Origin of the sequence: Mesorhizobium abyssinicae, assembly GCF_049887195.1 — a bacterium.
In the GTDB taxonomy this organism is placed as follows: Bacteria; Pseudomonadota; Alphaproteobacteria; order Rhizobiales; family Rhizobiaceae; genus Mesorhizobium; species Mesorhizobium abyssinicae.
The window spans coordinates 503084-522851 of the sequence record NZ_JARAKC010000002.1; the positions used below are offsets into that span (position 1 = coordinate 503084).

At 64.4% G+C, this 19768-nt stretch carries 22 protein-coding genes; 4 read left to right on the plus strand and 18 right to left on the minus strand.

From position 1 onward, the window contains the following. Positions 1-67: 67 nt before the first annotated feature. The 6 genes from PU724_RS06955 to PU724_RS06980 all read right to left on the minus strand — a co-directional run bounded on the left by PU724_RS06955 (position 68) and on the right by PU724_RS06980 (position 4340). Positions 68-988 (minus strand): pirin family protein, encoded by a 921-nt coding sequence (locus PU724_RS06955; RefSeq protein WP_127310676.1) that lies wholly within the window; start codon positions 986-988, stop codon positions 68-70. 7 nt (positions 989-995) lie between these two features. After that, on the minus strand, positions 996-1262 hold the full coding sequence (locus PU724_RS06960; protein WP_127282518.1) for a DUF2277 domain-containing protein: 267 nt from the start codon (positions 1260-1262) through the stop codon (positions 996-998). A 104-nt stretch (positions 1263-1366) separates the two neighbouring features. Continuing rightward, a complete protein-coding gene (locus PU724_RS06965) occupies positions 1367-1618 on the minus strand; it encodes an exodeoxyribonuclease VII small subunit (RefSeq protein ID WP_127282519.1) in 252 nt (83 codons plus the stop codon). 3 nt (positions 1619-1621) lie between these two features. Next, entirely contained in the window at positions 1622-2548 is a 927-nt protein-coding gene (locus tag PU724_RS06970; protein WP_354420990.1) for a histone deacetylase family protein, read from the minus strand. Positions 2549-2636: 88 nt separating this feature from the next. Further along, positions 2637-3617 carry a hypothetical protein gene (locus tag PU724_RS06975; RefSeq protein WP_354420992.1) on the minus strand — a complete coding sequence of 327 codons (981 nt, stop codon included), beginning with the start codon at positions 3615-3617 and terminating at the stop codon, positions 2637-2639. Between the two features lie 129 nt (positions 3618-3746). Beyond that, entirely contained in the window at positions 3747-4340 is a 594-nt protein-coding gene (locus tag PU724_RS06980; protein ID WP_126055934.1) for a TetR/AcrR family transcriptional regulator, read from the minus strand. 120 nt (positions 4341-4460) lie between these two features. On the opposite strand from PU724_RS06980, the gene PU724_RS06985 reads away from it, so the two are divergent. Further along, positions 4461-5684, plus strand: a complete 1224-nt coding sequence (locus tag PU724_RS06985) for an MFS transporter (protein ID WP_354420994.1) — start codon at positions 4461-4463, stop codon at positions 5682-5684. 37 nt (positions 5685-5721) lie between these two features. On the opposite strand, the gene ribB is transcribed toward PU724_RS06985, so the two are convergent. Then, a complete protein-coding gene (gene ribB / locus PU724_RS06990) occupies positions 5722-6822 on the minus strand; it encodes a 3,4-dihydroxy-2-butanone-4-phosphate synthase (protein WP_354420996.1) in 1101 nt (366 codons plus the stop codon). 111 nt (positions 6823-6933) lie between these two features. Then, the gene (gene aroC, locus PU724_RS06995) at positions 6934-8043 is read right to left on the minus strand and encodes a chorismate synthase (RefSeq protein ID WP_292349216.1); all 1110 of its coding nucleotides are present in this window, start codon (positions 8041-8043) and stop codon (positions 6934-6936) included. 388 nt (positions 8044-8431) lie between these two features. Here aroC and PU724_RS07000 point away from each other — a divergent pair, with 388 nt between their 5' ends. Then, entirely contained in the window at positions 8432-8695 is a 264-nt protein-coding gene (locus tag PU724_RS07000) for a DUF1344 domain-containing protein (RefSeq protein WP_127282525.1), read from the plus strand. A 46-nt stretch (positions 8696-8741) separates the two neighbouring features. Here the strand turns inward: PU724_RS07000 and PU724_RS07005 are convergent, their stop codons facing one another. From PU724_RS07005 to PU724_RS07020, 4 genes are all read right to left on the minus strand, one after another. Then, on the minus strand, positions 8742-9329 hold the full coding sequence (locus PU724_RS07005; protein WP_128276159.1) for a histidine phosphatase family protein: 588 nt from the start codon (positions 9327-9329) through the stop codon (positions 8742-8744). Positions 9330-9388: 59 nt separating this feature from the next. Next, a complete protein-coding gene (gene fabI / locus PU724_RS07010) occupies positions 9389-10207 on the minus strand; it encodes an enoyl-ACP reductase FabI (protein WP_127282527.1) in 819 nt (272 codons plus the stop codon). 107 nt (positions 10208-10314) lie between these two features. After that, complete coding sequence (locus tag PU724_RS07015; protein WP_354421000.1) at positions 10315-11247, minus strand: DnaJ C-terminal domain-containing protein; 933 nt, start codon at positions 11245-11247, stop codon at positions 10315-10317. 99 nt (positions 11248-11346) lie between these two features. Further along, positions 11347-11811: an RT0821/Lpp0805 family surface protein gene (locus PU724_RS07020; protein WP_128274979.1), complete on the minus strand. Its 465-nt coding sequence runs from the start codon at positions 11809-11811 to the stop codon at positions 11347-11349. 40 nt (positions 11812-11851) lie between these two features. Here PU724_RS07020 and pdxH point away from each other — a divergent pair, with 40 nt between their 5' ends. Next, the gene (gene pdxH / locus PU724_RS07025) at positions 11852-12469 is read left to right on the plus strand and encodes a pyridoxamine 5'-phosphate oxidase (protein WP_292103146.1); all 618 of its coding nucleotides are present in this window, start codon (positions 11852-11854) and stop codon (positions 12467-12469) included. 16 nt (positions 12470-12485) lie between these two features. On the opposite strand, the gene PU724_RS07030 is transcribed toward pdxH, so the two are convergent. The 6 genes from PU724_RS07030 to PU724_RS07055 form a co-directional block, all read right to left on the minus strand. After that, positions 12486-13055 (minus strand): hypothetical protein, encoded by a 570-nt coding sequence (locus PU724_RS07030; protein WP_127283564.1) that lies wholly within the window; start codon positions 13053-13055, stop codon positions 12486-12488. A gap of 15 nt (positions 13056-13070) precedes the next feature. After that, entirely contained in the window at positions 13071-13649 is a 579-nt protein-coding gene (locus PU724_RS07035) for a hypothetical protein (RefSeq protein ID WP_354421003.1), read from the minus strand. Then, positions 13646-14239 (minus strand): hypothetical protein, encoded by a 594-nt coding sequence (locus PU724_RS07040; protein WP_354421005.1) that lies wholly within the window; start codon positions 14237-14239, stop codon positions 13646-13648. The genes PU724_RS07035 and PU724_RS07040 overlap by 4 nt, the downstream gene beginning before the upstream one ends. After that, positions 14232-15557, minus strand: a complete 1326-nt coding sequence (locus PU724_RS07045) for a hypothetical protein (protein ID WP_354421007.1) — start codon at positions 15555-15557, stop codon at positions 14232-14234. Before PU724_RS07045 ends, PU724_RS07040 begins: the two co-directional genes overlap by 8 nt. A gap of 209 nt (positions 15558-15766) precedes the next feature. Beyond that, complete coding sequence (locus PU724_RS07050) at positions 15767-16522, minus strand: crotonase/enoyl-CoA hydratase family protein (protein ID WP_354421009.1); 756 nt, start codon at positions 16520-16522, stop codon at positions 15767-15769. A 28-nt stretch (positions 16523-16550) separates the two neighbouring features. After that, positions 16551-18320 carry an acyl-CoA dehydrogenase family protein gene (locus PU724_RS07055; RefSeq protein ID WP_354421011.1) on the minus strand — a complete coding sequence of 590 codons (1770 nt, stop codon included), beginning with the start codon at positions 18318-18320 and terminating at the stop codon, positions 16551-16553. 272 nt (positions 18321-18592) lie between these two features. Here PU724_RS07055 and PU724_RS07060 point away from each other — a divergent pair, with 272 nt between their 5' ends. Then, positions 18593-19753, plus strand: a complete 1161-nt coding sequence (locus PU724_RS07060; protein ID WP_407046031.1) for a glycoside hydrolase family 25 protein — start codon at positions 18593-18595, stop codon at positions 19751-19753. The last annotated feature ends 15 nt before the right edge of the window (positions 19754-19768 follow it).

Consider the following 19768-nt stretch of genomic DNA (forward strand, 5'->3'; position numbering starts at 1 on the left):
TCATGGGCGAAATATGCCGCCGCCCGGCGAATGTAAATGCGTGTCAATGACGCGGATGCTTCTGGCGTTAATTGTCCGGTAACGGAATGAACTCTTCCTCGTCTCCAGGAACGATATCGAAGCGGCCGGTCTTCCATTCCTCTTTCGCCTGTTCGATGCGTTCCTTCGACGACGAAACGAAGTTCCACCAGATGTAGCGCCTGGAGCCGAGCGAGGCGCCGCCGAATAGCATGAAATGGGCGCCGCGCTCGGACGAAACGACGATTTCGTCGCCCGGTTTGAACACCAGCAGCCGCTCGGCCGGGAAACGGTCGCCCGCAATCGAGACCTCGCCTTCCAGCGTGTAGATGGCGCGCTCCTCGGCATCGGGCGGGATCTTGACGCTGGCGCCGGGCGCCAGCCTCAGGTCGGCATAAAGGGTGTCCGAGGCGGTCGAAACCGGCGAGCGCAGACCGGAAAAAGCGCCGATGATGACGCGGCCGCTGATGCCCTCGGCATCGATCTCGGGCAAGCGGATCACGGCCGTGTTCTCGAAGACCGGAGCAACCTCCTCCTTGCCGTCCGGCAGCGCCAGCCAGGTCTGCAGGCCGGAGATCGACATCGGCGCGCCGCGCAGTTCCTCCGGCGTGCGCTCGGAATGGACGATGCCGCGGCCGGCGGTCATCAGGTTCACATCGCCCGGCGCGATCACCATTTCGGTGCCGAGCGAATCGCGATGCCTGATCTTGCCATCGAAAAGGTAGGTCACCGTCGACAGGCCGATATGGGGATGAGGGCGCACATCGAGCGCGTGGCCGGCGCGCAGGATGGCCGGGCCCATGCGATCGAAGAAGATGAACGGGCCGACCAGACGACGCTTCGCGGTGGGCAGCGCGCGGCGAACCTCGAAGCCACCAATGTCCTTGGCGTTAGGTACGACCATCAGCTCGATCTGGTCGCAGGCGAACGCATCGCCAGGCTCAGGATCGTTTCCCGGAAAGAAGCTCATCTCGACCTCAGGCGAAACGGAGGGCGGACCTGGCCTTCGCCTTGGCCGCCTCTTCCTCGCGATTGCGTGGCTCCTGGTTGGTCTCGAGCGAGTCGATCAATTCACGCGCGATGGCGGCGATCGCCTCGACGGCGTGATGGAAGGCGTGCTCATTGCGCTTTGAGGGTTTGGTCGATCCGCTCAGCTTGCGCACGAACTGAAGTGCCGCGTCATGCACTTCGTCATTAGTTGCCGGCGGTTCGAAATTGGCCAGGGTCTTGATGTTGCGGCACATAGCTTAAACTCCTTACCTGCTGCCCGATCCCCGCCTGCGCGGATTATGCACCACCGCAAGCGCAGGAAGCCGCCATTTGCAGGCCGGCTGAATATCAATACACCTTACTCGGCGTCGAGCGGCTCCGTGCCAACCGGCTTGCCGTCGCGCGAGAGCCTGATCTTCTCGACCTTGTCCTCGGCCGCCTTCAGCAACCGGTCGCAATGGACTTTCAGCGCCTCGCCGCGCTCATAGATCTTGATCGACTGGTCGAGCGGCACGTCACCGCGCTCAAGATCGTCGACGATCTTCTCCAGCGCGTCGAGCGCCTGCTCGAAGCTCATCGCCTTGACGTCCTCGTTAGCTTCACCAGCCATAATTCATCCCTTCATCAGCCGCCCGACATGGGCGGCGACCGAAAATGCCAGTCCCTGCAGATCGTAGCCACCCTCGAGCAGGCTGACGAGCCGATTGCCGCTGTGGCGCGCGGCGCGCTCCATCAGCTGACCCGTTGCCCAGTCGAAATCCTCCTCGGTCAGGTTGATCTCGGCCAGCGGGTCGCGATGGTGCGCGTCGAATCCGGCGGAAATGATGATCAGGTCGGGCGCGAAATTGTCGATCGACGGCAGCACGCGTGACAGGAAGGCGTCACGGAACGTGTCGCTGCCGGTGCGCGGCGCCAGCGGCGCGTTGACAATGTTGCCGGCGCCGGTCTCGCCCTTGGCGCCGGTGCCCGGATAAAGCGGCATCTGGTGCGTCGAGCAATAGAGCACCGAAGGGTCATCCCAGAAGATATCCTGCGTGCCGTTACCGTGATGGACGTCCCAGTCGACGATGGCGACGCGCTCGGCCTGGTGCCTCTTCTGCGCGTAGCGAGCGGCGATCGCCGCGGTGTTGAACAGGCAAAAGCCCATGGCCGTGGTCTTCTCGGCATGGTGGCCGGGCGGCCGGGCGGCGACGAAGACATTGGCGGCGCGGCCGTCGAAAACGTCGTCGACGGCGGCATTGGCGGCGCCGATCGCCGTCACCGCCGCCTGCCAGCTCTTCGGGCTGGCGCTGGTGTCGGCATCGATCGAAGCGATGCCGGTTTCCGGAATGGCGGCGCGCACGCGTACGACGTGATTCTCGGGATGCGCATAGAGGATGGTCGCCTGGTCGCCTTCCGGCGCCTTGACCCGGTCGAGCGCCGAAAATGCCTCGTCGTCCAGCACGCGCTCGATGGCGCGCAGGCGGTCGGGCCGCTCGGGGTGGCCGGGCGGGGTCAGGTGTTCGAGGAAGACCGGGTGGGTGTAAAGCCTGGTGACCATGCCCCGATATAGGCGCGCAAGACCGGTTTGGCCATGTTTTCGCGCCGCCAAAGAGGAACGTTCAACAGGGATTAGGCTGGTTTCCCGGCTATTGGGGTGCCGGCTGCGTCCAGCGCGAGCCGCCGAACGAGGCCAGCGCCTTGTCCTTCAGTTCGCGGAATTTCGAGGAGGCTTCCGCCAGCCGGCGGTCCCAGTCCGGATTGGGCGCCTGGCCCTCGATGGTGGCGAAATAGACCTGCATCAGCGAGGCGATGGCGAAGGGCTCGATGAAGGCGGCCTTGAAGGCCCAGGCAAAGACGATGGCCAGAACGAAGGCCCAGCCGGCAAGCTGGCCTGGCATGACCCAGAGGATGGCGCCGGCCGGCGCCAGCATCAACAGGAAGATGACGAAGGACACGCCCCACATGATCACGGCCAGCCAGACCGCGTTCTTGACCATGGTCTTGCCGTTCTGCGCATAGAGCACGACGCCTTGCCGGGCGGTCTCGAAGGGCGAGGTGGAATTGATGCGGATGTTGTAGCCGAGGATGATCTCGTCGACATAGGTCAGCGACATGCGGATCACCGTGTTGATGAAACTGACAAAGCCGTTGAGACCGGGAATGGGCAGGAAGGCGGCGATGCCGCCGATGAGGCCGGTGATGGCGCGGATGGCGCCCTTGACCAGCTGGTCGATCACGAACAGCACATTGGCCTCGGCGAAACGCTCGGTCACCACGGCCCTGGCATAGGAGATCTGGTTCTGGCCGTCGGGAACGTCCTGGCCGTCGATCAGATGGACCATGACGGCGATATGCCCGGCCTTGAGGACGTAGAGGATGTATTCGCGGATCCAGTAGACGGCTACCGAGACGATGCCGAAGCCGACCACGCCACCCCATAGCGCGAAGGAGAGCGGCCCATCGGGATCGGTGGAGATGTGGCCGACGCCATAGCCGACGCTGGCCCCGGTCCCGGTCGCCATGATGTAGGCCAGCGTGATGCCGAAATAGACAACCATGCGAAAGACGATGAAAGGCCATGTCCTGATCATGATGGACACCGACCGGCCGATGCTGAAGTCCCACATGGCCCGACTCTCCCGCCTCAGAGATGGTTGAGGAGGATGCGCTCGCCCCGGCGATTGTCAATCTTGGCGACGCCGCGCCGACCTAAAACCGGTGCACAAACCGCGCGTCATGGTTAGCTGACCGTGTGCTCAGGGCTGCTTGCGCAGCCCCTCGAGCAGTTGCTTGAACGCAGCCACCGCCTTTTTCGACGTCGCTTCCGGATCCTGCGAATTGGCGATCCGCTGCGCAGCCTGGCTGCTCGCGCCGTTGATCAGCCGCGCCGTGGTCTCGGGATCGAGGTCGGCCACGACCACCCCCTCCTCCTGCAGCCTGGTCAGGTGATCGGTCATCGACGCCGTGCATGCGCTGGCGTTCGGCCACTGCGCGGGATCACCCAGTACCGCCGGAGCATCGCGGAACATGATGCGCTGGATCTCCGGCTCCAGCGCCAGTTCGATGTAAGTGGTGCATTCGTCGACGAAATGCTGCCAGCGGGTCGGCGCCCTCGCCGCCACCTCGTTCACCCGGGCAGCCATCTCGCCGTCGATCTCGGCGATGACCGCCTGCAGCAATCCCCTCTTGTCGCCGAAGTGGTGATAGAGCGCGCCGCGCGTCAGCCCGGCCGAGGCGGTGAAATCATCCATCGAGGCGTCCGCATAGCCGATGGTGCCGAAAGCGTGGCGGGCGGCCGCGATCAGCTTGGCGCGCGTCTCGGCGATCATCTCCTTGCGAGGTCGGTGCATGCGGTCTGGCCCAACTTACATACGCATCGTATGCCAATTGACATACGCGGCGTATGATCTATCTGATTTCATACGCAACGTATGTAATTGCCGATCCGTCCCTTGTCGAGGAGCCAGAGCATGCAAAATCCCTATTCGGAAATATTTCGAGCCCCCGGCACCAAGGGTTTCGCGGCGGCTGGCTTCGTTGCCAGGCTGCCGATCGCCATGGCGCCGATCGGGATCGTCGCCATGCTGTCGCAGACGCATGGCGAATACTGGCTGGCCGGCGCCGTTTCGGCGAGTTTCGCGCTGGTGAACGCGTTTATTGCGCCGCAAATATCGCGGCTGGTGGATCGCCTCGGTCAGACGCGCATCGTCGCGCCGACGACGGTGATCGCCGTGCTCGCCTTCGCAGTGCTGATCGCGGCGGCCAACCAGGACTGGCCGATATGGACGCTGTTCGCCTCGGCACTGCTTGCCGCTGCCATGCCCAGCATACCGGCGATGGTGCGCGCCCGCTGGACGGAGATCTTCCGTGACCGCCCGGAGCTGAACACCGCTTTCGCCTTCGAGTCTGCGGCGGATGAACTGGTCTATATCGCCGGCGCATCGCTGTCGGTCGGGTTGAGCACCGCGCTGTTCCCGGAAGCGGGCATGCTTGCCAGCACTCTGTTCCTGGCATTCGGCTCGGCGGCCTTCATCCTGCAGCGCGCGACCGAACCCAACGTGCGGCCACAGGAACATGGTTCACGCGGCTCAGCGATCCGCCTGCGGCCGGTTCAGGTCATAACGTTCGCCCTGATCTTCATCGGCGCCACTTTCGCCACCACGGAAGTCAGCACCGTGGCGATCACCAAGGAGCTCGGCCAACCGGAAGCGGCAAGCCTCGTCATCGGCGTCTACGCACTCGGCTCGTTCGTGCTCGGCATCATCATCGGCGCGCTCAACCTGAAAGCGCCGCTGCAACGCCAGCTGGCTGTCGCCGTCGCCGTCATCGCGCTCACCACGCTGCCGCTGCTGGCCGCCGGCACGGTACCGCTGCTGGCGCTTGCCGTGTTCGTCAGCGGCCTGGCGATCTCGCCGACCTTCATCACCGCCTTCGGCCTGATCGAGCGGCGCGTGCCCGAAGCGATGCTGACCGAGGGCATCACCTGGGTGACGACCGGAATCGGTATCGGCATGGCGCTCGGCTCCTTCGCCGCCGGCGCGGTGGTGGACGCGTTCGGCGCCCAGAACGGCTTTCTTGTGTCGGTGGCGGCGGGCGCGATCGCGCTGGCGACGGTTCTTATCGGCCAGCGCAGCCTGGCCGGTCCGGATTGCGATCTTGCCGGATGTGAGGCGGAGGCGGTTCCCGCGGAGTGATGTCGTGCGCGTCCGGTCCTGCAAGGGGCCTGGCGCCTTAGAGGATCTCGGTCTTGGCGATATGGATGCCGAAACCTTCGAGGCCGACATAGTGGCGCTCGCGCGAGGCGATCAGGTTGATCGACGAAATGCCCAAATCTTTCAGGATCTGCGCGCCGAGGCCGATTTCGCGCCATTCGCTTTCGCGCCGGCGGGCTTCCTCATGATCCTCGCGCTCGCCGCTCACCGGCCGCTTGCGCTCCTGATGGGCGACGCCGACCGAACCCTCGCGCAGATAGACGATGACGCCTCGCTTGCGCTCGCCCATCGCCTTCATGATGGCGTCGAGCCGGTGGCTGGTGCCGAACACGTCGGTGACGACATCCTCCGAATGCAGGCGCACCGGCACCTCCTCGCCGTCGCGGATATCGCCGAAGACGATCGCGACGTGATGCATCGAATCCCAGGGCAGCGTGTAGGTGAAGACCTGCGCCTTGCCGCCAAGCGTGTCGATGTCGGAACAGGCGACGCGCTCGACCAGCGTTTCCTTGCGCTGCCGGTAGGCGATGAGATCGGCGACCGAGACCTGTTTCAGGCCATGCTTCTCGGCAAAGGCCTGAACCTCCGGCCCGCGCTTGACGGTGCCGTCGTCGTTGACCAGTTCGGAAATGACGCCGATCGGCGGCAGGCCGGCAAGCTTGCAGAGGTCGACGGCCGCTTCGGTATGGCCGGAGCGCATCAGCACCCCGCCCTCGCGGGCGACCAGCGGGAAGATATGTCCGGGACGGACGAAATCGGAGGCGCCGACATTGCCGTTGGCAAGGTTGCGCACGGTGAGCGTGCGGTCGTCGGCGGAGATGCCGGTCGTGGTGCCGTGCTTGAAATCGACGCTGACGGTGAAGGCGGTGGTGTGGGCGGAATCGTTGTCGGCCACCATCGGCGCAAGGTTGAGGCGCTTTGCCTCCTCGCGCGGCATCGGCGTGCAGACGATGCCGGAGGTATTGCGGACGATGAAGGCCATCTTCTCCGGCGTGCAGTGGACCGCGGCGACGATCAGGTCGCCCTCGTTCTCGCGCCCGTCATCGTCCATGACGACGACGATCTCGCCGCGCTCGAAGGCGCGGATGGCTTCGACGATCTTCTTCTGGTCGTATGGCATGGAAATGCTCGCTTCGCTCGCCAGGGAGTAGGGGAATAGGGCAGTAAGGAAGTAGGGAAAAGGAAAAAATTTGGCGTGGCGAAACGCGACGTAACATATTCCCCTATTGCCTTACTCCCCTATTCCTTTCCCCGTCTGTCCTCTGTGCCGCAGATAGTGATCGGCGATGGCGCAGGCAACCATGGCCTCGCCGATCGGCACGGCGCGGATGCCGACGCAGGGGTCGTGGCGGCCCTTGGTCATCACCTCGACGTCGTTGCCGTCCTTGTCGATCGATTTGCGCGGAGTCAGGATCGACGATGTCGGCTTGACGGCGAAACGGGCGACGATCGCCTGCCCGGTCGAGATGCCGCCCAGGATGCCGCCGGCGTGGTTGGACAAAAACACCGGCTTGCCGTCATTGCCCATGCGCATCTCGTCGGCATTCTGTTCGCCGGTGATGCGGGCTGCCTCGAAACCATTGCCGATCTCGACCCCCTTGACGGCATTGATCGACATCAGGCCGGACGCGATGTCCTGGTCGAGCTTGGCATAGATCGGCGCGCCAAGGCCGGCCGGCACGCCTTCGGCGACGATCTCGATTATGGCGCCGACCGAGGAGCCCGCCTTGCGGATGGCGTCGAGATATTGGGTGAAGACGGGGACCGAGGCGGGGTCCGGGGTGAAGAACGGATTGTCGGCATCGCCGATGAAGTTCCAGTTCCAGTTGGCGCGGTCGATCGACTTCTCGCCCATGGAGACCAGCGCGCCGCGCACCACCATGCCGGGCACCACCTTGCGGGCCAAGGCGCCTGCCGCCACTCTAGCTGCCGTCTCGCGGGCCGAGGAACGGCCGCCGCCGCGGTAGTCGCGCAGGCCGTATTTGACCTCATAGGTGTAGTCGGCATGGCCCGGCCGGTACTGGCGGGCGATCTCGCCATAATCCTTGGAACGCTGGTCGACATTCTCGATCAGCATCGACACCGGCGTGCCGGTGGTGATCATCGTCTCGCCGTCCTCGTCGAGGATGAAGCCGGAGAGTATCTTGACCTCGTCCGGCTCGCGGCGCTGCGTCACGAAACGCGACTGGCCGGGGCGACGCTTGTCGAGTTCGGTCTGGATGTCCTCACGCTTGAAACGGATGCCGGGCGGGCAGCCGTCGACGACGCAGCCGAGCGCCGGCCCATGGCTCTCACCCCATGTGGTGACGCGGAACAGGTGGCCGAAAGTGTTGTGAGACATGGAAAACGCCCTGCCCGGCGGCGGAGCCGGAAGTCCAAAGTGGTGCAGCGTCCTTTGCGCGTCAAAAAGCACGCGCGACGCTGCACGCTGCCTTCTATTGGCGTTTTGCAAAGTGGTCAAACTGTGTGTGCGGGAGACCCGCGCTGCCACGAATGGCCAGGGCTGCTGCCCCACCCTGCCGCAATGATCAAGAGCACGCCGCGCGAGTGGCTGCCACTCATTGCTCGTGAAAGGAACCGTCGTTGGAACTCGCGATCGCACCTCGAACGAAATAGGTCGTGACGAAGCCAGTTTTACTTTTGACACATTCGCTTGGTTTCTGCTTTCTTCCATCCGCCGTTGAGGATCCGCCGCTAGCCATGCCGGCGCAATGATAATGAGGACGACGATGCGTACCCTGATTGGCGCTGTTGCCGCCATGCTGATGATTTCCACCGCCGCCGCGTTTGCCGGCCAGACCGAGGGCCTGATCAAGAAGGTCGACAAGGACACGCTGACGCTGACGCTGGACGACGGCAAGTCCTACAAGCTCAACGCCGAAACCGATCTCGACGCGCTGCAGCCGGGCATGGACATCGTCATCGCCTTTGACGTGACCAATGGCGAGAATGTGGTCACCGACATGCAGCTGCCGGATAGCGACGCCAACTAGATCTAAGATGAGGCCGGCCTGATCTGAATTCGACAGGCCGCAGCCCTCACAGCCACTCCAGGCTCCGGCCCTGCAGCCGGAGCAGTTGGTCCTGAGGGATTTCCAGGCCCGCCGCCTCCTGTTTTGACAGGCCCATGACGAAGCGGAAAAGGCAGCGCATCACGCCGCCATGGGTGACGCAGACCGTCTGCCGGTCGAGCGCGTCGAACCATGGCTTGATCCGCTCGAGCAGCATCTCATAGCTTTCCGCCCCCTCTCCGGGCGGCTGGAAATCCCATTTGGCCGAGCGGCGCCCGCGGGTCGATCCCGGAAGCCGGGCTTCGAGCTCACGAAACGTAAAACCCTGCCAGTCGCCGAAGCTCAACTCCACCAGACGCGGTTCTGTCCGGTAAGCGAGCGGGTCGAGCCCCATTGCCGCCCGCATCAGTTCCATCGTTTCGCACGTGCGCCGCATCGGGCTGGCGACAAAGTCGAAATCCTCACCCTTGCCGATCATCGCGGCCAAGCGCCGGCCATTGCCAGTCGCCTGCTGGCGTCCAAGCTCATTGATGTCGGTATCGGCCTGACCCTGCAGGCGACGCTCGGTGTTCCATTGCGTCTGTCCGTGGCGCACGATGTAGACGAGCGGATACATCAGGTCTTCCGGCGAAAGATCAGGCAGACTGCAGGCGGGGGGATGGTCGTCCGACGCGCTTATTCCTTGACGGTCGAGATGTCGGGCGCGTCGACCGCCTTCATGCCGACGACGTGGTAGCCCGAATCGACGTGATGGACCTCGCCGGTGACGCCGCGCGACAGATCCGACAGGAAATAGACGCCGGAATCGCCGACCTCTTCCTGGGTGACCGTCTGCTTCAGCGGCGCGTTGTACTCGTTCCACTTCAGGATGTAGCGGAAGTCGCCGATGCCGGAGGCGGCAAGCGTCTTGATCGGGCCGGCGGAGATGGCGTTGACGCGGATCTTCTTGGCGCCGAGATCGACGGCGAGATAACGCACGCTCGCTTCCAGCGCAGCCTTTGCCACACCCATGACGTTGTAGTGCGGCATCACCTTTTCGGCGCCGTAATAGGTCAGCGTCAACAGCGAGCCGCCATCGGTCATCAGCGGCTCGGCGCGCTTGGCGATGGTGGTGAAAGAGAACACCGAGATGTCCATGGTGCGCAGGAAATTGTCGCGCGTCGTCTCGACATAACGGCCGGTCAATTCGTCCTTGTCGGAAAACGCGATGGCATGGACGAGGAAGTCGAGCTTGCCCCAATGTTTGGCGATGTCTGCGAAGACGGCATCGAGGCTTGCCGGGTCGGTGACGTCGCAATGACCGGCGACATGGGCGTTGAGCTCCGCCGCCAGCGGCTCGACGCGCTTCTTGAAGGCTTCGCCCTGATAGGTCAGCGCGATCTCGGCGCCGTGATCGACGCACGCCTTGGCGATGCCGAAGGCGATCGACCGATTGTTCGCAACGCCGAGGATCAGCCCGCGCTTGCCGGCCATCAGGCCCTGTCCACCCGCCATGTGAGCGTTCTCCGCAAGAATGTCTGCTTTGTGGAGAGCCTATCGCACAGGCACAGAGCCCCTTCAAGCACTCAAAGCGGACTGTCCGGGGGAGAAAACGCCAAAGCTCAGCCCTTCTGGCGACGCATCAGCGCTTCCAGCTCGCTGTCGCCGCCCTCGGGCAGCATCAGCCTGACATGGACATAGAGATCGCCATGGCCGCCGGTTTTCTCCGGCAAACCCCTGCCTTTCAGCCGCAGCACCTTGTCGGAGCTCGACCATGCCGGGACATTGACCGCGAGGCGGCCGGTTGGTGTCTCGACCGCCACCTTGGCGCCCAGCACCGCGTCGGCCAGCGCCACCGGCAGATCGGCATGCAGGTCGCGACCCTCGACACGGTAGCGCGGATGGCGGCGGATATGGATCTTGACCAGCGCGTCGCCCGGCTGGCCCGGTCCCTGCTCGCCCTGGCCCTTCAGACGGATGGTCTGGCCGTCCTCGACATAGGCCGGCAGCTTCACCGCCATCTTGCGACCGTCGGGGAACATCGCCGTCACCTTCTCGGCGGTGGCTGCCTCCTCGATGGTGACGTCGAGCGTGACGTTGAGGTCGGGGGCCTGGACCGGCTGACGACGGTCGCCGCTCCTGCCGGCGCCGCGGGCGCCGGAGAAGGCGTCGCCGAAGATCTGGCTGAAGATGTCGCTGTTGCCATCGAACGGATCGCCGCCCGGCCTGCCAGAGCGGAATTCGAAATGCGCGCCGCCCGGGCCTTGCTGTCGGCGGAAGCCGGCGAACGGGTCGCCACCGCCGGCAGCGCCCTCGAAACCCTGGAATTTCGGCTTGCCGTCGGCGTCGATCTCCCCGCGATCGAAAGCGGCGCGGTTTTTCTCGTCGCCGACGATCTCGTAGGCCTGGTTGGCGGCGGCAAAACGGTCCTTCGCCTTGGGATCATTCGGATTCTGGTCCGGATGATGCTTCTTGGCGAGTTTGCGGTACGCCGATTTTATGTCCTTCGCCGATGCGTTTTTGGCAACGCCCAGCACCTCATAGGGGTCGCGCATTAATCCTGCCTGCAAGAGAAAATGAGTTCATGGTCGCTTCCTATATGCGCTCGCATAGGAAGAAATTCCAGTGGCGCAAGACGCGATCGGCGACTGAATTCAGAGCGCCTTGAATTCCTGCATGTGCCAGCCGCCGGCGGCGGCCATGCAGAGCTGGCCCTTGAACAGCGACACCCCGTCGAAACTCTCGCGCGAAGCGGTGAAACGGCGGCAGGTCAGGCCGGCGTCCTTCAGTTCGACCATTTCAGTGATCGAGCCGCGCGACCCGGTGCCGGCATTCGCCCATGGCACCCCCTGGCCGCCAAGTTCCAGGATGTCGGCCGATGAGACGGCATTGCCGATGGTGGTCTGATCCGAGTCCTCATCGCCGCTCGCCGGCGCGGCGGGCGAGGAAGGCGCGCTGGCGGTGACGATCGAGCGGTCGATTTCCGCCTTCTCCAGGCTGAAGCCGCCGGCGCCGCAAGCGGCTAGCGGCAGGGCCATGGCCGCGACCATCAGCCTGACGCTGGCCGAAGCGATAACGCCCCTTTGCCTGCTGTCAAAAGCTTGCATGATGCGCGACAACAGGCAATGTCCTCCGGCTACGGTAAGAATTTGGAAAACTATGAGCGAAACTGAGTTAACAACGAGTGACTTTACCGAAGCTGCGGAGCCGTTCCGGCTGTTTGCCGCCTGGTTGGAGGACGCGACCAGGAGCGAGCCCAACGACCCCAACGGCGTGGCGCTGGCGACCGTCGATGCCGATGGCATGCCTGACGTGCGGATGGTGCTGCTGAAAGGGTTCGATGAAGGCGGTTTCGTCTTCTACACGAATTTCGAAAGCGCCAAGGGCCGCGAAATTCTAGGCAGCATGAAGGCGGCGATGTGCTTTCACTGGAAGTCGCTGCGCCGGCAGGTGCGCGTGCGCGGCCCGGTGGAGATCGTCAGCGACGCCGAGGCCGACGCCTATTACGCGACGCGGCCGCGCGGCAGCCGCATCGGCGCCTGGGCCTCGAAACAGTCACGGCCGCTGGAAAGCCGCTTCGCGCTGGAGAAGGCGGTGGCCGAATACACCGCGCGTTACCCGATCGGCGAGATCCCTCGGCCAAAACACTGGTCGGGCTTCCGCATCGTGCCGCAGTCGATCGAGTTCTGGCACGACCGGCCGTTCCGCCTGCATGACCGGCTGGTCTTCTCGCGCAACGCGGAAGGCGGCTGGGACAAGACGCGGCTCTATCCCTAGCTGGATGCGCCGGAGATCAATCCTTCTCCAGTTGGAAGAACAGGAAATGCGGCCTCTCGCTGGCGAGGCCGACCGCCGGGCGTATCGTCTTGGTCGCCTGCCTCGGCACCAGGAACGTCTCACGCAAATTCAACGTATCGCCGCGTCTGGCGCCGGAGAAGATCGCCGACACGCAGGTGTGGACATCGCCCGGCGCTTTCAGCGACACCAGCGATGTCGGCGACCAGCGCCTGCCTTCGGCATCGATCAGCATCACCTTGCACCCAAGCCAGAGTTTCTGGAGATCGGGATCGCCAACCTTTACGGAGAAGTCGGCCAGCACCGGCACCGAATCCGGCGGCAGGTTCGACATGCCGAAGGCGCCGCGCAGATCGGTCAGTTTCCAGTCGCTGCCACCGAAATGCGCGCTCTGTCCCCAGGCGACCTGGCGCGGAAACAGATCCTCGCCGCCCAGCAGCGTCTTGACGCTGTCATAGGCCTGCCCGGCCAGTGCCAGCGGAACGAGCAGGAGGAGAGCCCAAAGGCTGCGGCGACGCCATTTCCGTTCGCCCTGCCCGCTCTCCCAATCCAGACTCCTTGCCGTCATTTGGCGCCATCCCCTTCAGATCGGCTGCGTCAGATCGAGCGTGTCGATAGTGTCGGCGGGTAAGCCGTCAGCTCCGGCAGCAACCGGTCCGAGCGAGATCTCGGCCTGCGAGTCGAGCGCCGACATCAGTTTCTCGGAGATCAGCAATGTGGCATTGCTCACCTCGTCCGGCCGTACTTCGAAGATCAGCCTCGCCTTTTTTGGCAGGCCGGGATCGATGGCCACGCGAAGCAGGCCATCGGCAAAGGACAGCCGTTCGGTCTGGTCATAGGCGAGGCCCGTAGGACCGCGCCAGGAGGCGACCGCCACCGTCGTCGATTGCGCACTTGCCGCAAACTCGACCGTCACCACCGCCCAGATGCCGCCAGTCGTGAACACTTTGGTCTGGCCATATCTGTCGACCTTCAGGTTGCGCGCGAAAGCCACCTTGGCGGCGCGCGCCTCGAAGCCGCGCCCGACAACCGCATCGCCCAGCTTGCCGTAGGCCGGGATCGGTCCGATCAGTTCGGCATAGTGCGGCTTCGACACTTGCAGGCCGTAACAGAGGGCGGTCGCGAGGAGCAGCAGGATGACGTTGGCCATCTTCCGCATCATGGCTGGACCTGCGCCGTGTCCGGCCCGGCACCGACCGCAAGCGTCAGCGTGCCGATCGGCGTCGGATTGAACCAGCCGGGCAACCCGTAGAGGTTGTCACGCTGCTTATAGGTCTTGCCGATGACCGTCAGGTCGAAGCTCGTCGGCGACACCGCGCCAGGCGGCATTTCCCAGATGTAGGCCATGCGCTCCGGCATGCCGGGATGCAGTTCCGGCGACAGCGTCGAGTCGCGAATCAGCACGATGAAAGGCTTTGTCGCGGCATCGACCGCTGTTTGGCTCGCTCGCAGGATCTCGAAATAATCCTTCGAGGACTTTGCCGTGCGGTTGGTCATTTCGACTTCGAGGACGAGCGCTTTCCCGCCAGGCTTGAGCGGCGCGCCATATGCATCCTTCCCTTCCGTGACGTAGGCCTTCAATGGTTGCAGCAGCCACTGGCCGGTTTCGATCCGACTGGTTGGTGCCAGCGCGGGCATCGGCTCGTGCCTTGCGCCGAAGGCGCCCAGGACACCGGCAACGGCAATCGCCGCCGCGGTGCCGATACCGGCAACGATCCAGGCTTTCAGACGCGAGCGGGCGGTCTCAAGCATTTTGCGCCTCGACTTCCGCCGCGCCTTTCGGACCGGTGGGCTGCGCGTCTCCACTGGTCTGGCGCTTCGGCAACGCGAATGCGGTTTCGAGGATCGCGGCGAGGAAGCAGATGCGCAGCGGCTCGACGAGGATGCCGGTCGATGAGTCCTGGAACGGACTGCCGAACAGCAAGGAAACGCCATGCGAGAGAACCTGCCAGGTGTCGAGCTCATGCGGGCCGATGAGGCGCGTCGTGCCCAGCCACGCCCAGGCGGCAAGCCAGTCGACCAGCCGGTAGCCGACGATCAGCGTGACGACCAGCACAACGCCCGAGCTCAGCGTGATGCGCACACCGTTGGCGATCGGCAGATAGCGCGAGCGATAGCCGCTGATGAAGTGTTCGACGAAATCGCGAAGGAATTTCGGAATGGTGCTGTAGCGCGCGCCCAGGCGTTCGACGCGTTGATGCGCGCGCATCAGTTCCTTGTCGTCACGCACGTCGTAGCCGTAGATGAGCGCGGCCAGCACCAGCCAGATCACCGGCAGCAGCATATAGAAGAACAGGCTCACCAGCCTGGCCGTCGTGTCGACGGACGTGACCTCGACGGGAACCATGGGATCGGCGAAGGCGCTTGCGATGGGAGTGGCCATGCCGTCCGCCGCGGCCTGCAGGACGGAAAAGATGTTGCGGCTCATGAACCAGCCGACGACGTCGTCCTTCCAGCGCGAGATGACGTAGAGACCGATGAAGATCCAGTTTGTCTCGCAGATCACCACGACGATCTGCCAGAAGGAGCGCGCCTCGCCGCGCTTCTGCATTGCGTTGGCGAAGCGCCGGATCAACCATGAGATCGCGACGGACAGGACAAGCCATCGCGAATCCAGCACATCGAGCACGTTCCCCGCGCTTTCGCCGAACGGCGCCATGTCGAGCGTGACGCGCGAATATTGCCGCACCGTGTCGCCCAGGAACCCCCAGGCCGCGTAGTAGGCGAAGAACGGCAGCAGCGCGACGGTGACCATGCGCGCCAGCCGCGCGCCTCCGCTGCGCACCTCACCGGAAGCTTCGCTGCGTGCCGCGTGCTGCGCGGCACGTGTCGCCGGCAGGACAGGCAGCAGCGTCTGGAACATGGCGACGGTGACGGTGAGCTGCGTCAGGGCGACCAACGTCAGCAGCGCAAGCCCCGCCATGTGGTTGAAGAAGGCGGCGCGCGCGGCGATCTGCATGAACAGGTCACCGAACACGATGCCCAGCAGCACCATGGCGACCAGTTGCGGCCAGAAGCGCCACCAGAGTTTTAGGGTCAGCGCCAGCGGCTTTGCGGCATCGGCAAACATGTCGGACGCTCAATCCGTCAAATGCATGCCCCTGATCGTTTCGGAAGGTTGCGTCTCGGCAGCGATGTTGCGGGCCATGTCCTCTCCACCGACCAGGCCCCCGCCCCGTCGGTTCGTGGGATAGGACGCGAGAACCGCGGTGTACAGATCAAAAATCGCGTTTGACGCGAGTTTCGCGTGAAGCTGCCACAACCTGACAGTGTCGTGGATCAGCTCGCTTTCTTGCGCGTCATGAAGGCGGTGAGCGCGGCGCGCGCTTCCTCGGATTTCAGGCGCTCGCGGAAATGCTCGCTTTCGACCTTGATGCGGGCGACGAGATCGTCGCGCGAGCCGCGCATCAGGTCGCGCGCGATCTTCAGCGCCTGCGGCGGCTTGGCGGCGATCTCGTTGGCAGCGGCCAGAACCGCGGCTTCCAGCGCGCCTTCCTCGACGACGTCGTAGATCAGGCCGGCGGCTTTCGCACGCTCGGCTGAGAAAGCCTCGCCGAGACCGAGCAGGGCGAAGGCGCCCTGCTGGCCGAGGATCCGCGGCGCGAGCAGGCTGGAGCCCGCCTCAGGCACCAGGCCGAGGTCGACGAAAGGCGTGCGGAAGATGGTGCGCGGTGTGGCAAAGGTCAGGTCACAATGGAGATTGAGCGTGGTGCCGATGCCGATCGCGATGCCGTCGACGCCCGACACCATTGGCTTTTCCACCTTGGCCAGCGCCATCAGGAAATCCCAGACCTCGGTGCCGCCTTCGCCGCCGGTGGCGATGACCAGGAAGTCGGCAAGGTCGTTGCCGGAAGAAAAGGCGCCGGGGACGCCGAGGAAGACATGGACGCGCACCGCCGGATCGGCGTCGCCCTCGGCAAGGGCTGCCGACATCTTCGCATACATGGCGCGGGTCAGCGCGTTCTTCTTGTCAGGCCGGTTCATGCGGATGATCTGCACGGCGCTCTGGCGCTCGACGAGGATGTGGTCTGTCACGGTCAGTTCCTTCGCATGTCAGGATGTTCTAGGCGGAAATCAGTGCCCTGCCTGCGGCGGCGAGGCTTTCGGACCCGTCGATGACGCGCTCCTTCAAGGCGCGCGTCTCGCCGAGCAGGTTTTCGGCAAAGAAGCGGCAGAGCGCGATGCGGCCGCGATCGGCAAGCCCGCCCTGCGCCAGATAGGCGCCGCCGGCGGCGAGCGAGATCAGACGCAGATAAGGCGTGGCCCCGGCCATGGCGGCATCAGCCTTGCCATCGGCCATCAGCGTCTGCAGGAAGCGTGTCGCCTCGCCGAGATCGGTGAGCGCCCTATCGAGATTGTCCGCGGTGCGGCCGAAGCCTTCGATGTTGGACGTACGCACCGCGTCCGCCATCGCTTTCAACTCGCCAATGTACTGATGCACATGTTCGCCGCCGCCGAGCGGCAGCTTGCGCGCCACCAGGTCGATCGCCTGGATGCCATTGGTACCCTCGTAGATCGGCGCGATGCGAGCGTCACGGTAGAGCGCGGCCGCGCCTGTCTCCTCGATGAAGCCCATGCCGCCATGCACCTGGACGCCCAATGAGGCGACCTCGACGCCGACATCGGTCGAAAAGGCTTTTGCCAGCGGCGTCAAAAGGTTGGCGCGATCGCGCCAATTGGCGGCGGCCTCACCTTCGCCGACGCGAGCGCGGTCGAGGGCATGGGCGCAAGAATAGCTGATGGCGCGCGCGATCTGGGTCAGCGCCTTCATGGTGAGCAGATTGCGCTGCACGTCGGGGTGATGGACGATCGGCGCCATGCCGGAGCCTGAATAGTCCGACGCCTTGCCCTGGCGACGCTCGTTGGCGTAGGCGATCGCTTTCTGCGTCGCTGTCTCGGCCACCGCAACGCCTTGCATGCCGACGGCAAGCCTCGCATTGTTCATCATGGTGAACATGCAGGCCAGGCCCTTGTTCTCCTCGCCGATCAGCCAGCCGATGGCACCGGGAGTCGTGCCCTGAAAACCGTCGCCATAGATCATGGTGCAGGTCGGCGAGGCGTGGATGCCGAGCTTGTGCTCGAGGCCGGAGCAGAAAACGTCGTTGCGGGCGCCGAGAGCGCCATCGTCGCCGACCAGGAATTTCGGCACCAGGAACAGCGAAATGCCGCGCGTGCCGGCCGGCGCGTCGGACAGCCGCGCCAGCACCAGATGGACGATGTTGTCGGTGAAGTCGTGCTCGCCATAGGTGATGAAGATCTTCTGGCCGAAGATGCGGTAGGTGCCGTCACCGGCAGGTTCGGCGCGCGTGCGCAGCGCGGCGAGGTCGGAACCCGCCTGCGGCTCGGTCAGGTTCATCGTGCCCATCCACTCGCCGGAAACGAGCTTGGCCAGATATTTTTCCTTCAGTGCCTCGGAGGCGTGCTTGTCGAGCGCCTCGACCGCGCCCATGCTCAGCGTCGGGCCGATGCCGAAAGCCATGGCGGCGGAGTTCCACATTTCGAGCGCGGCGACGGCCAGCATGGTCGGCAGGCCCTGGCCGCCAAATTCCTCCGGCCCTGACAGCGCGTTCCAGCCGCCGTCGATCCAGCGCCGGTAGAGTTCCTTCCAGCCGGGGGGCATGGTGACGGCCGCATCCCGCAGCACCGCGCCATGCTCGTCGCCGATCTTGTAGAGCGGCGCCACCTCCTCGCTGGCGAAGCGGCCGGCTTCGGCCAGGATGGCGTCGACAAGGTCTTCGCCGAGATCGCCGAACGTGCCGGCGTCCAGCGCAGGCTTGAGACCGGCGACATGCTTCAGCGTGAACGAAATGTCCTCGACGGGTGCCTTATACATGCCGCTTGCTCCTCCGCTGCCTCAGCCACTTGATCGTAGGACCCGGGCCGATGCAAAACCATCCGCCTTTGGGCGGCCTCCGATCTTCTTTTTACGTAAACGTCAAACTTTGTCACGTGGATTTTGCAGTCGCAACGACACGTCGCAGCAGCCGGCGCCCGATCCGTTCATGTTTCGTCGCGCTTTTGCCGCAAAGAGTCTCATTGGTTTTGAAAGCACTTCCTTAACCATAGCGGTTCAGCATACCCTCTTGTCAGTGGGGACAACCCTGATTGAAAGAGCCGGCGCGCCCTCTTCGCCGCCTGGCACTTCTCGCGGCTGCGATGGTGCTCGGCACGGCGGCACAGGCCTCGGATTTCTCCGAGCCGTGGAAGAACGCTGACCGCGCGCTGGTCATCGACGCCTACGAATACAATTCCATCGACTGGGCCGAGCTTGCCACCGACAAGCGCATCGTCGGTTTCATCAACAAGGCCTCCGACGGGCTGCCGCCGGCCTATTTCTGTTCGGGCGACGAGACCGAGTTCCGGCTCTGCAAGGCGTTGTGGAAGCGCTTCGCGGTGACGCGCGAACTGTTTCAGACGCGCAAGGTGGTGGCCAAGGCGCTCGGCCTGAAATGGGGCGCCTATCACCTTGCCCGCCCCGGCAACCCGGTCGAGCAGGCCAATAACTTCATCGATTTCGCCGAACCGGCGCCAGACGACCTCGTTGCCCTCGATATCGAAGGCAACGATCCGACGCAGTGGATGTCGCTGGAGGATGCCGAGGAGTTCGTGCGCCAGGTGCATCGGCGCCTTGGCCGCTTCCCGGTGCTCTACACCAACGGCAGGACTGCGCAATTCATTGCCGACAACCGCTATCAGTACCGGCTCCTGTCGCGGCTGCCGCTCTGGTATGCGCGCTACAAGCCCGACATCGAGGTGCATTTTCCGATGGGCAACTGGCAGGGCTACGCGCTCTGGCAGTTTTCGGCGCACACCAATTGCGGCCGCCTAAAATGCCCCTACCGCGTGCCGGGCACGCCCAACGACATCGACGTCTCCGTCGCACCGATGAATGCCGACCGGTTGCGCCAGCAATGGGCCTTTGGCGGCCTGATCGACGTGCCGTCAGATTATCTCGCCTCGATCCCGGTGCCGGTCTCGCGCGAGGCCGGGCTCGCCGGCAAATTCACCATCACCTATGCCGATGTCGCGACGCCGCCGACCTTCGAGGAAATGGTCTCGGTGCTCGGCCAGCGCTGGCAGAAATTCCGCGACGGCTTCAGCATGCCGGTGGTGAAGACGGTGCCACGGCGGCCGCGCTTCGGCATTGCCGAGTATGTTGCCTGGAAGCGCACCGAGCAGCGCTCGCCCTTGCAGCTCGAGGCCGCCTTCGCGGCGGCCGATCCGGTGAGCACCGCTTCGACCGCGATCGACCGCAGGCGGCGCTGAGCAACCGGCAACCGG

What these genes read in the sequence shown, in the direction of transcription:
- PU724_RS06955 (WP_127310676.1), bottom strand. Translation starts at nt 988, where the DNA reads ATGAGCTTCTTTCCGGGAAACGATCCTGAGCCTGGCGATGCGTTCGCC.
- PU724_RS06960 (WP_127282518.1), bottom strand. Translation starts at nt 1,262, where the DNA reads ATGTGCCGCAACATCAAGACCCTGGCCAATTTCGAACCGCCGGCAACT.
- PU724_RS06965 (WP_127282519.1), bottom strand. Translation starts at nt 1,618, where the DNA reads ATGGCTGGTGAAGCTAACGAGGACGTCAAGGCGATGAGCTTCGAGCAG.
- PU724_RS06970 (WP_354420990.1), bottom strand. Translation starts at nt 2,548, where the DNA reads ATGGTCACCAGGCTTTACACCCACCCGGTCTTCCTCGAACACCTGACC.
- PU724_RS06975 (WP_354420992.1), bottom strand. Translation starts at nt 3,617, where the DNA reads ATGTGGGACTTCAGCATCGGCCGGTCGGTGTCCATCATGATCAGGACA.
- PU724_RS06980 (WP_126055934.1), bottom strand. Translation starts at nt 4,340, where the DNA reads ATGCACCGACCTCGCAAGGAGATGATCGCCGAGACGCGCGCCAAGCTG.
- PU724_RS06985 (WP_354420994.1), top strand. Translation starts at nt 4,461, where the DNA reads ATGCAAAATCCCTATTCGGAAATATTTCGAGCCCCCGGCACCAAGGGT.
- ribB (WP_354420996.1), bottom strand. Translation starts at nt 6,822, where the DNA reads ATGCCATACGACCAGAAGAAGATCGTCGAAGCCATCCGCGCCTTCGAG.
- aroC (WP_292349216.1), bottom strand. Translation starts at nt 8,043, where the DNA reads ATGTCTCACAACACTTTCGGCCACCTGTTCCGCGTCACCACATGGGGT.
- PU724_RS07000 (WP_127282525.1), top strand. Translation starts at nt 8,432, where the DNA reads ATGCGTACCCTGATTGGCGCTGTTGCCGCCATGCTGATGATTTCCACC.
- PU724_RS07005 (WP_128276159.1), bottom strand. Translation starts at nt 9,329, where the DNA reads ATGTATCCGCTCGTCTACATCGTGCGCCACGGACAGACGCAATGGAAC.
- fabI (WP_127282527.1), bottom strand. Translation starts at nt 10,207, where the DNA reads ATGGCGGGTGGACAGGGCCTGATGGCCGGCAAGCGCGGGCTGATCCTC.
- PU724_RS07015 (WP_354421000.1), bottom strand. Translation starts at nt 11,247, where the DNA reads ATGCGCGACCCCTATGAGGTGCTGGGCGTTGCCAAAAACGCATCGGCG.
- pdxH (WP_292103146.1), top strand. Translation starts at nt 11,852, where the DNA reads ATGAGCGAAACTGAGTTAACAACGAGTGACTTTACCGAAGCTGCGGAG.
- PU724_RS07030 (WP_127283564.1), bottom strand. Translation starts at nt 13,055, where the DNA reads ATGACGGCAAGGAGTCTGGATTGGGAGAGCGGGCAGGGCGAACGGAAA.
- PU724_RS07035 (WP_354421003.1), bottom strand. Translation starts at nt 13,649, where the DNA reads ATGATGCGGAAGATGGCCAACGTCATCCTGCTGCTCCTCGCGACCGCC.
- PU724_RS07040 (WP_354421005.1), bottom strand. Translation starts at nt 14,239, where the DNA reads ATGCTTGAGACCGCCCGCTCGCGTCTGAAAGCCTGGATCGTTGCCGGT.
- PU724_RS07045 (WP_354421007.1), bottom strand. Translation starts at nt 15,557, where the DNA reads ATGTTTGCCGATGCCGCAAAGCCGCTGGCGCTGACCCTAAAACTCTGG.
- PU724_RS07055 (WP_354421011.1), bottom strand. Translation starts at nt 18,320, where the DNA reads ATGTATAAGGCACCCGTCGAGGACATTTCGTTCACGCTGAAGCATGTC.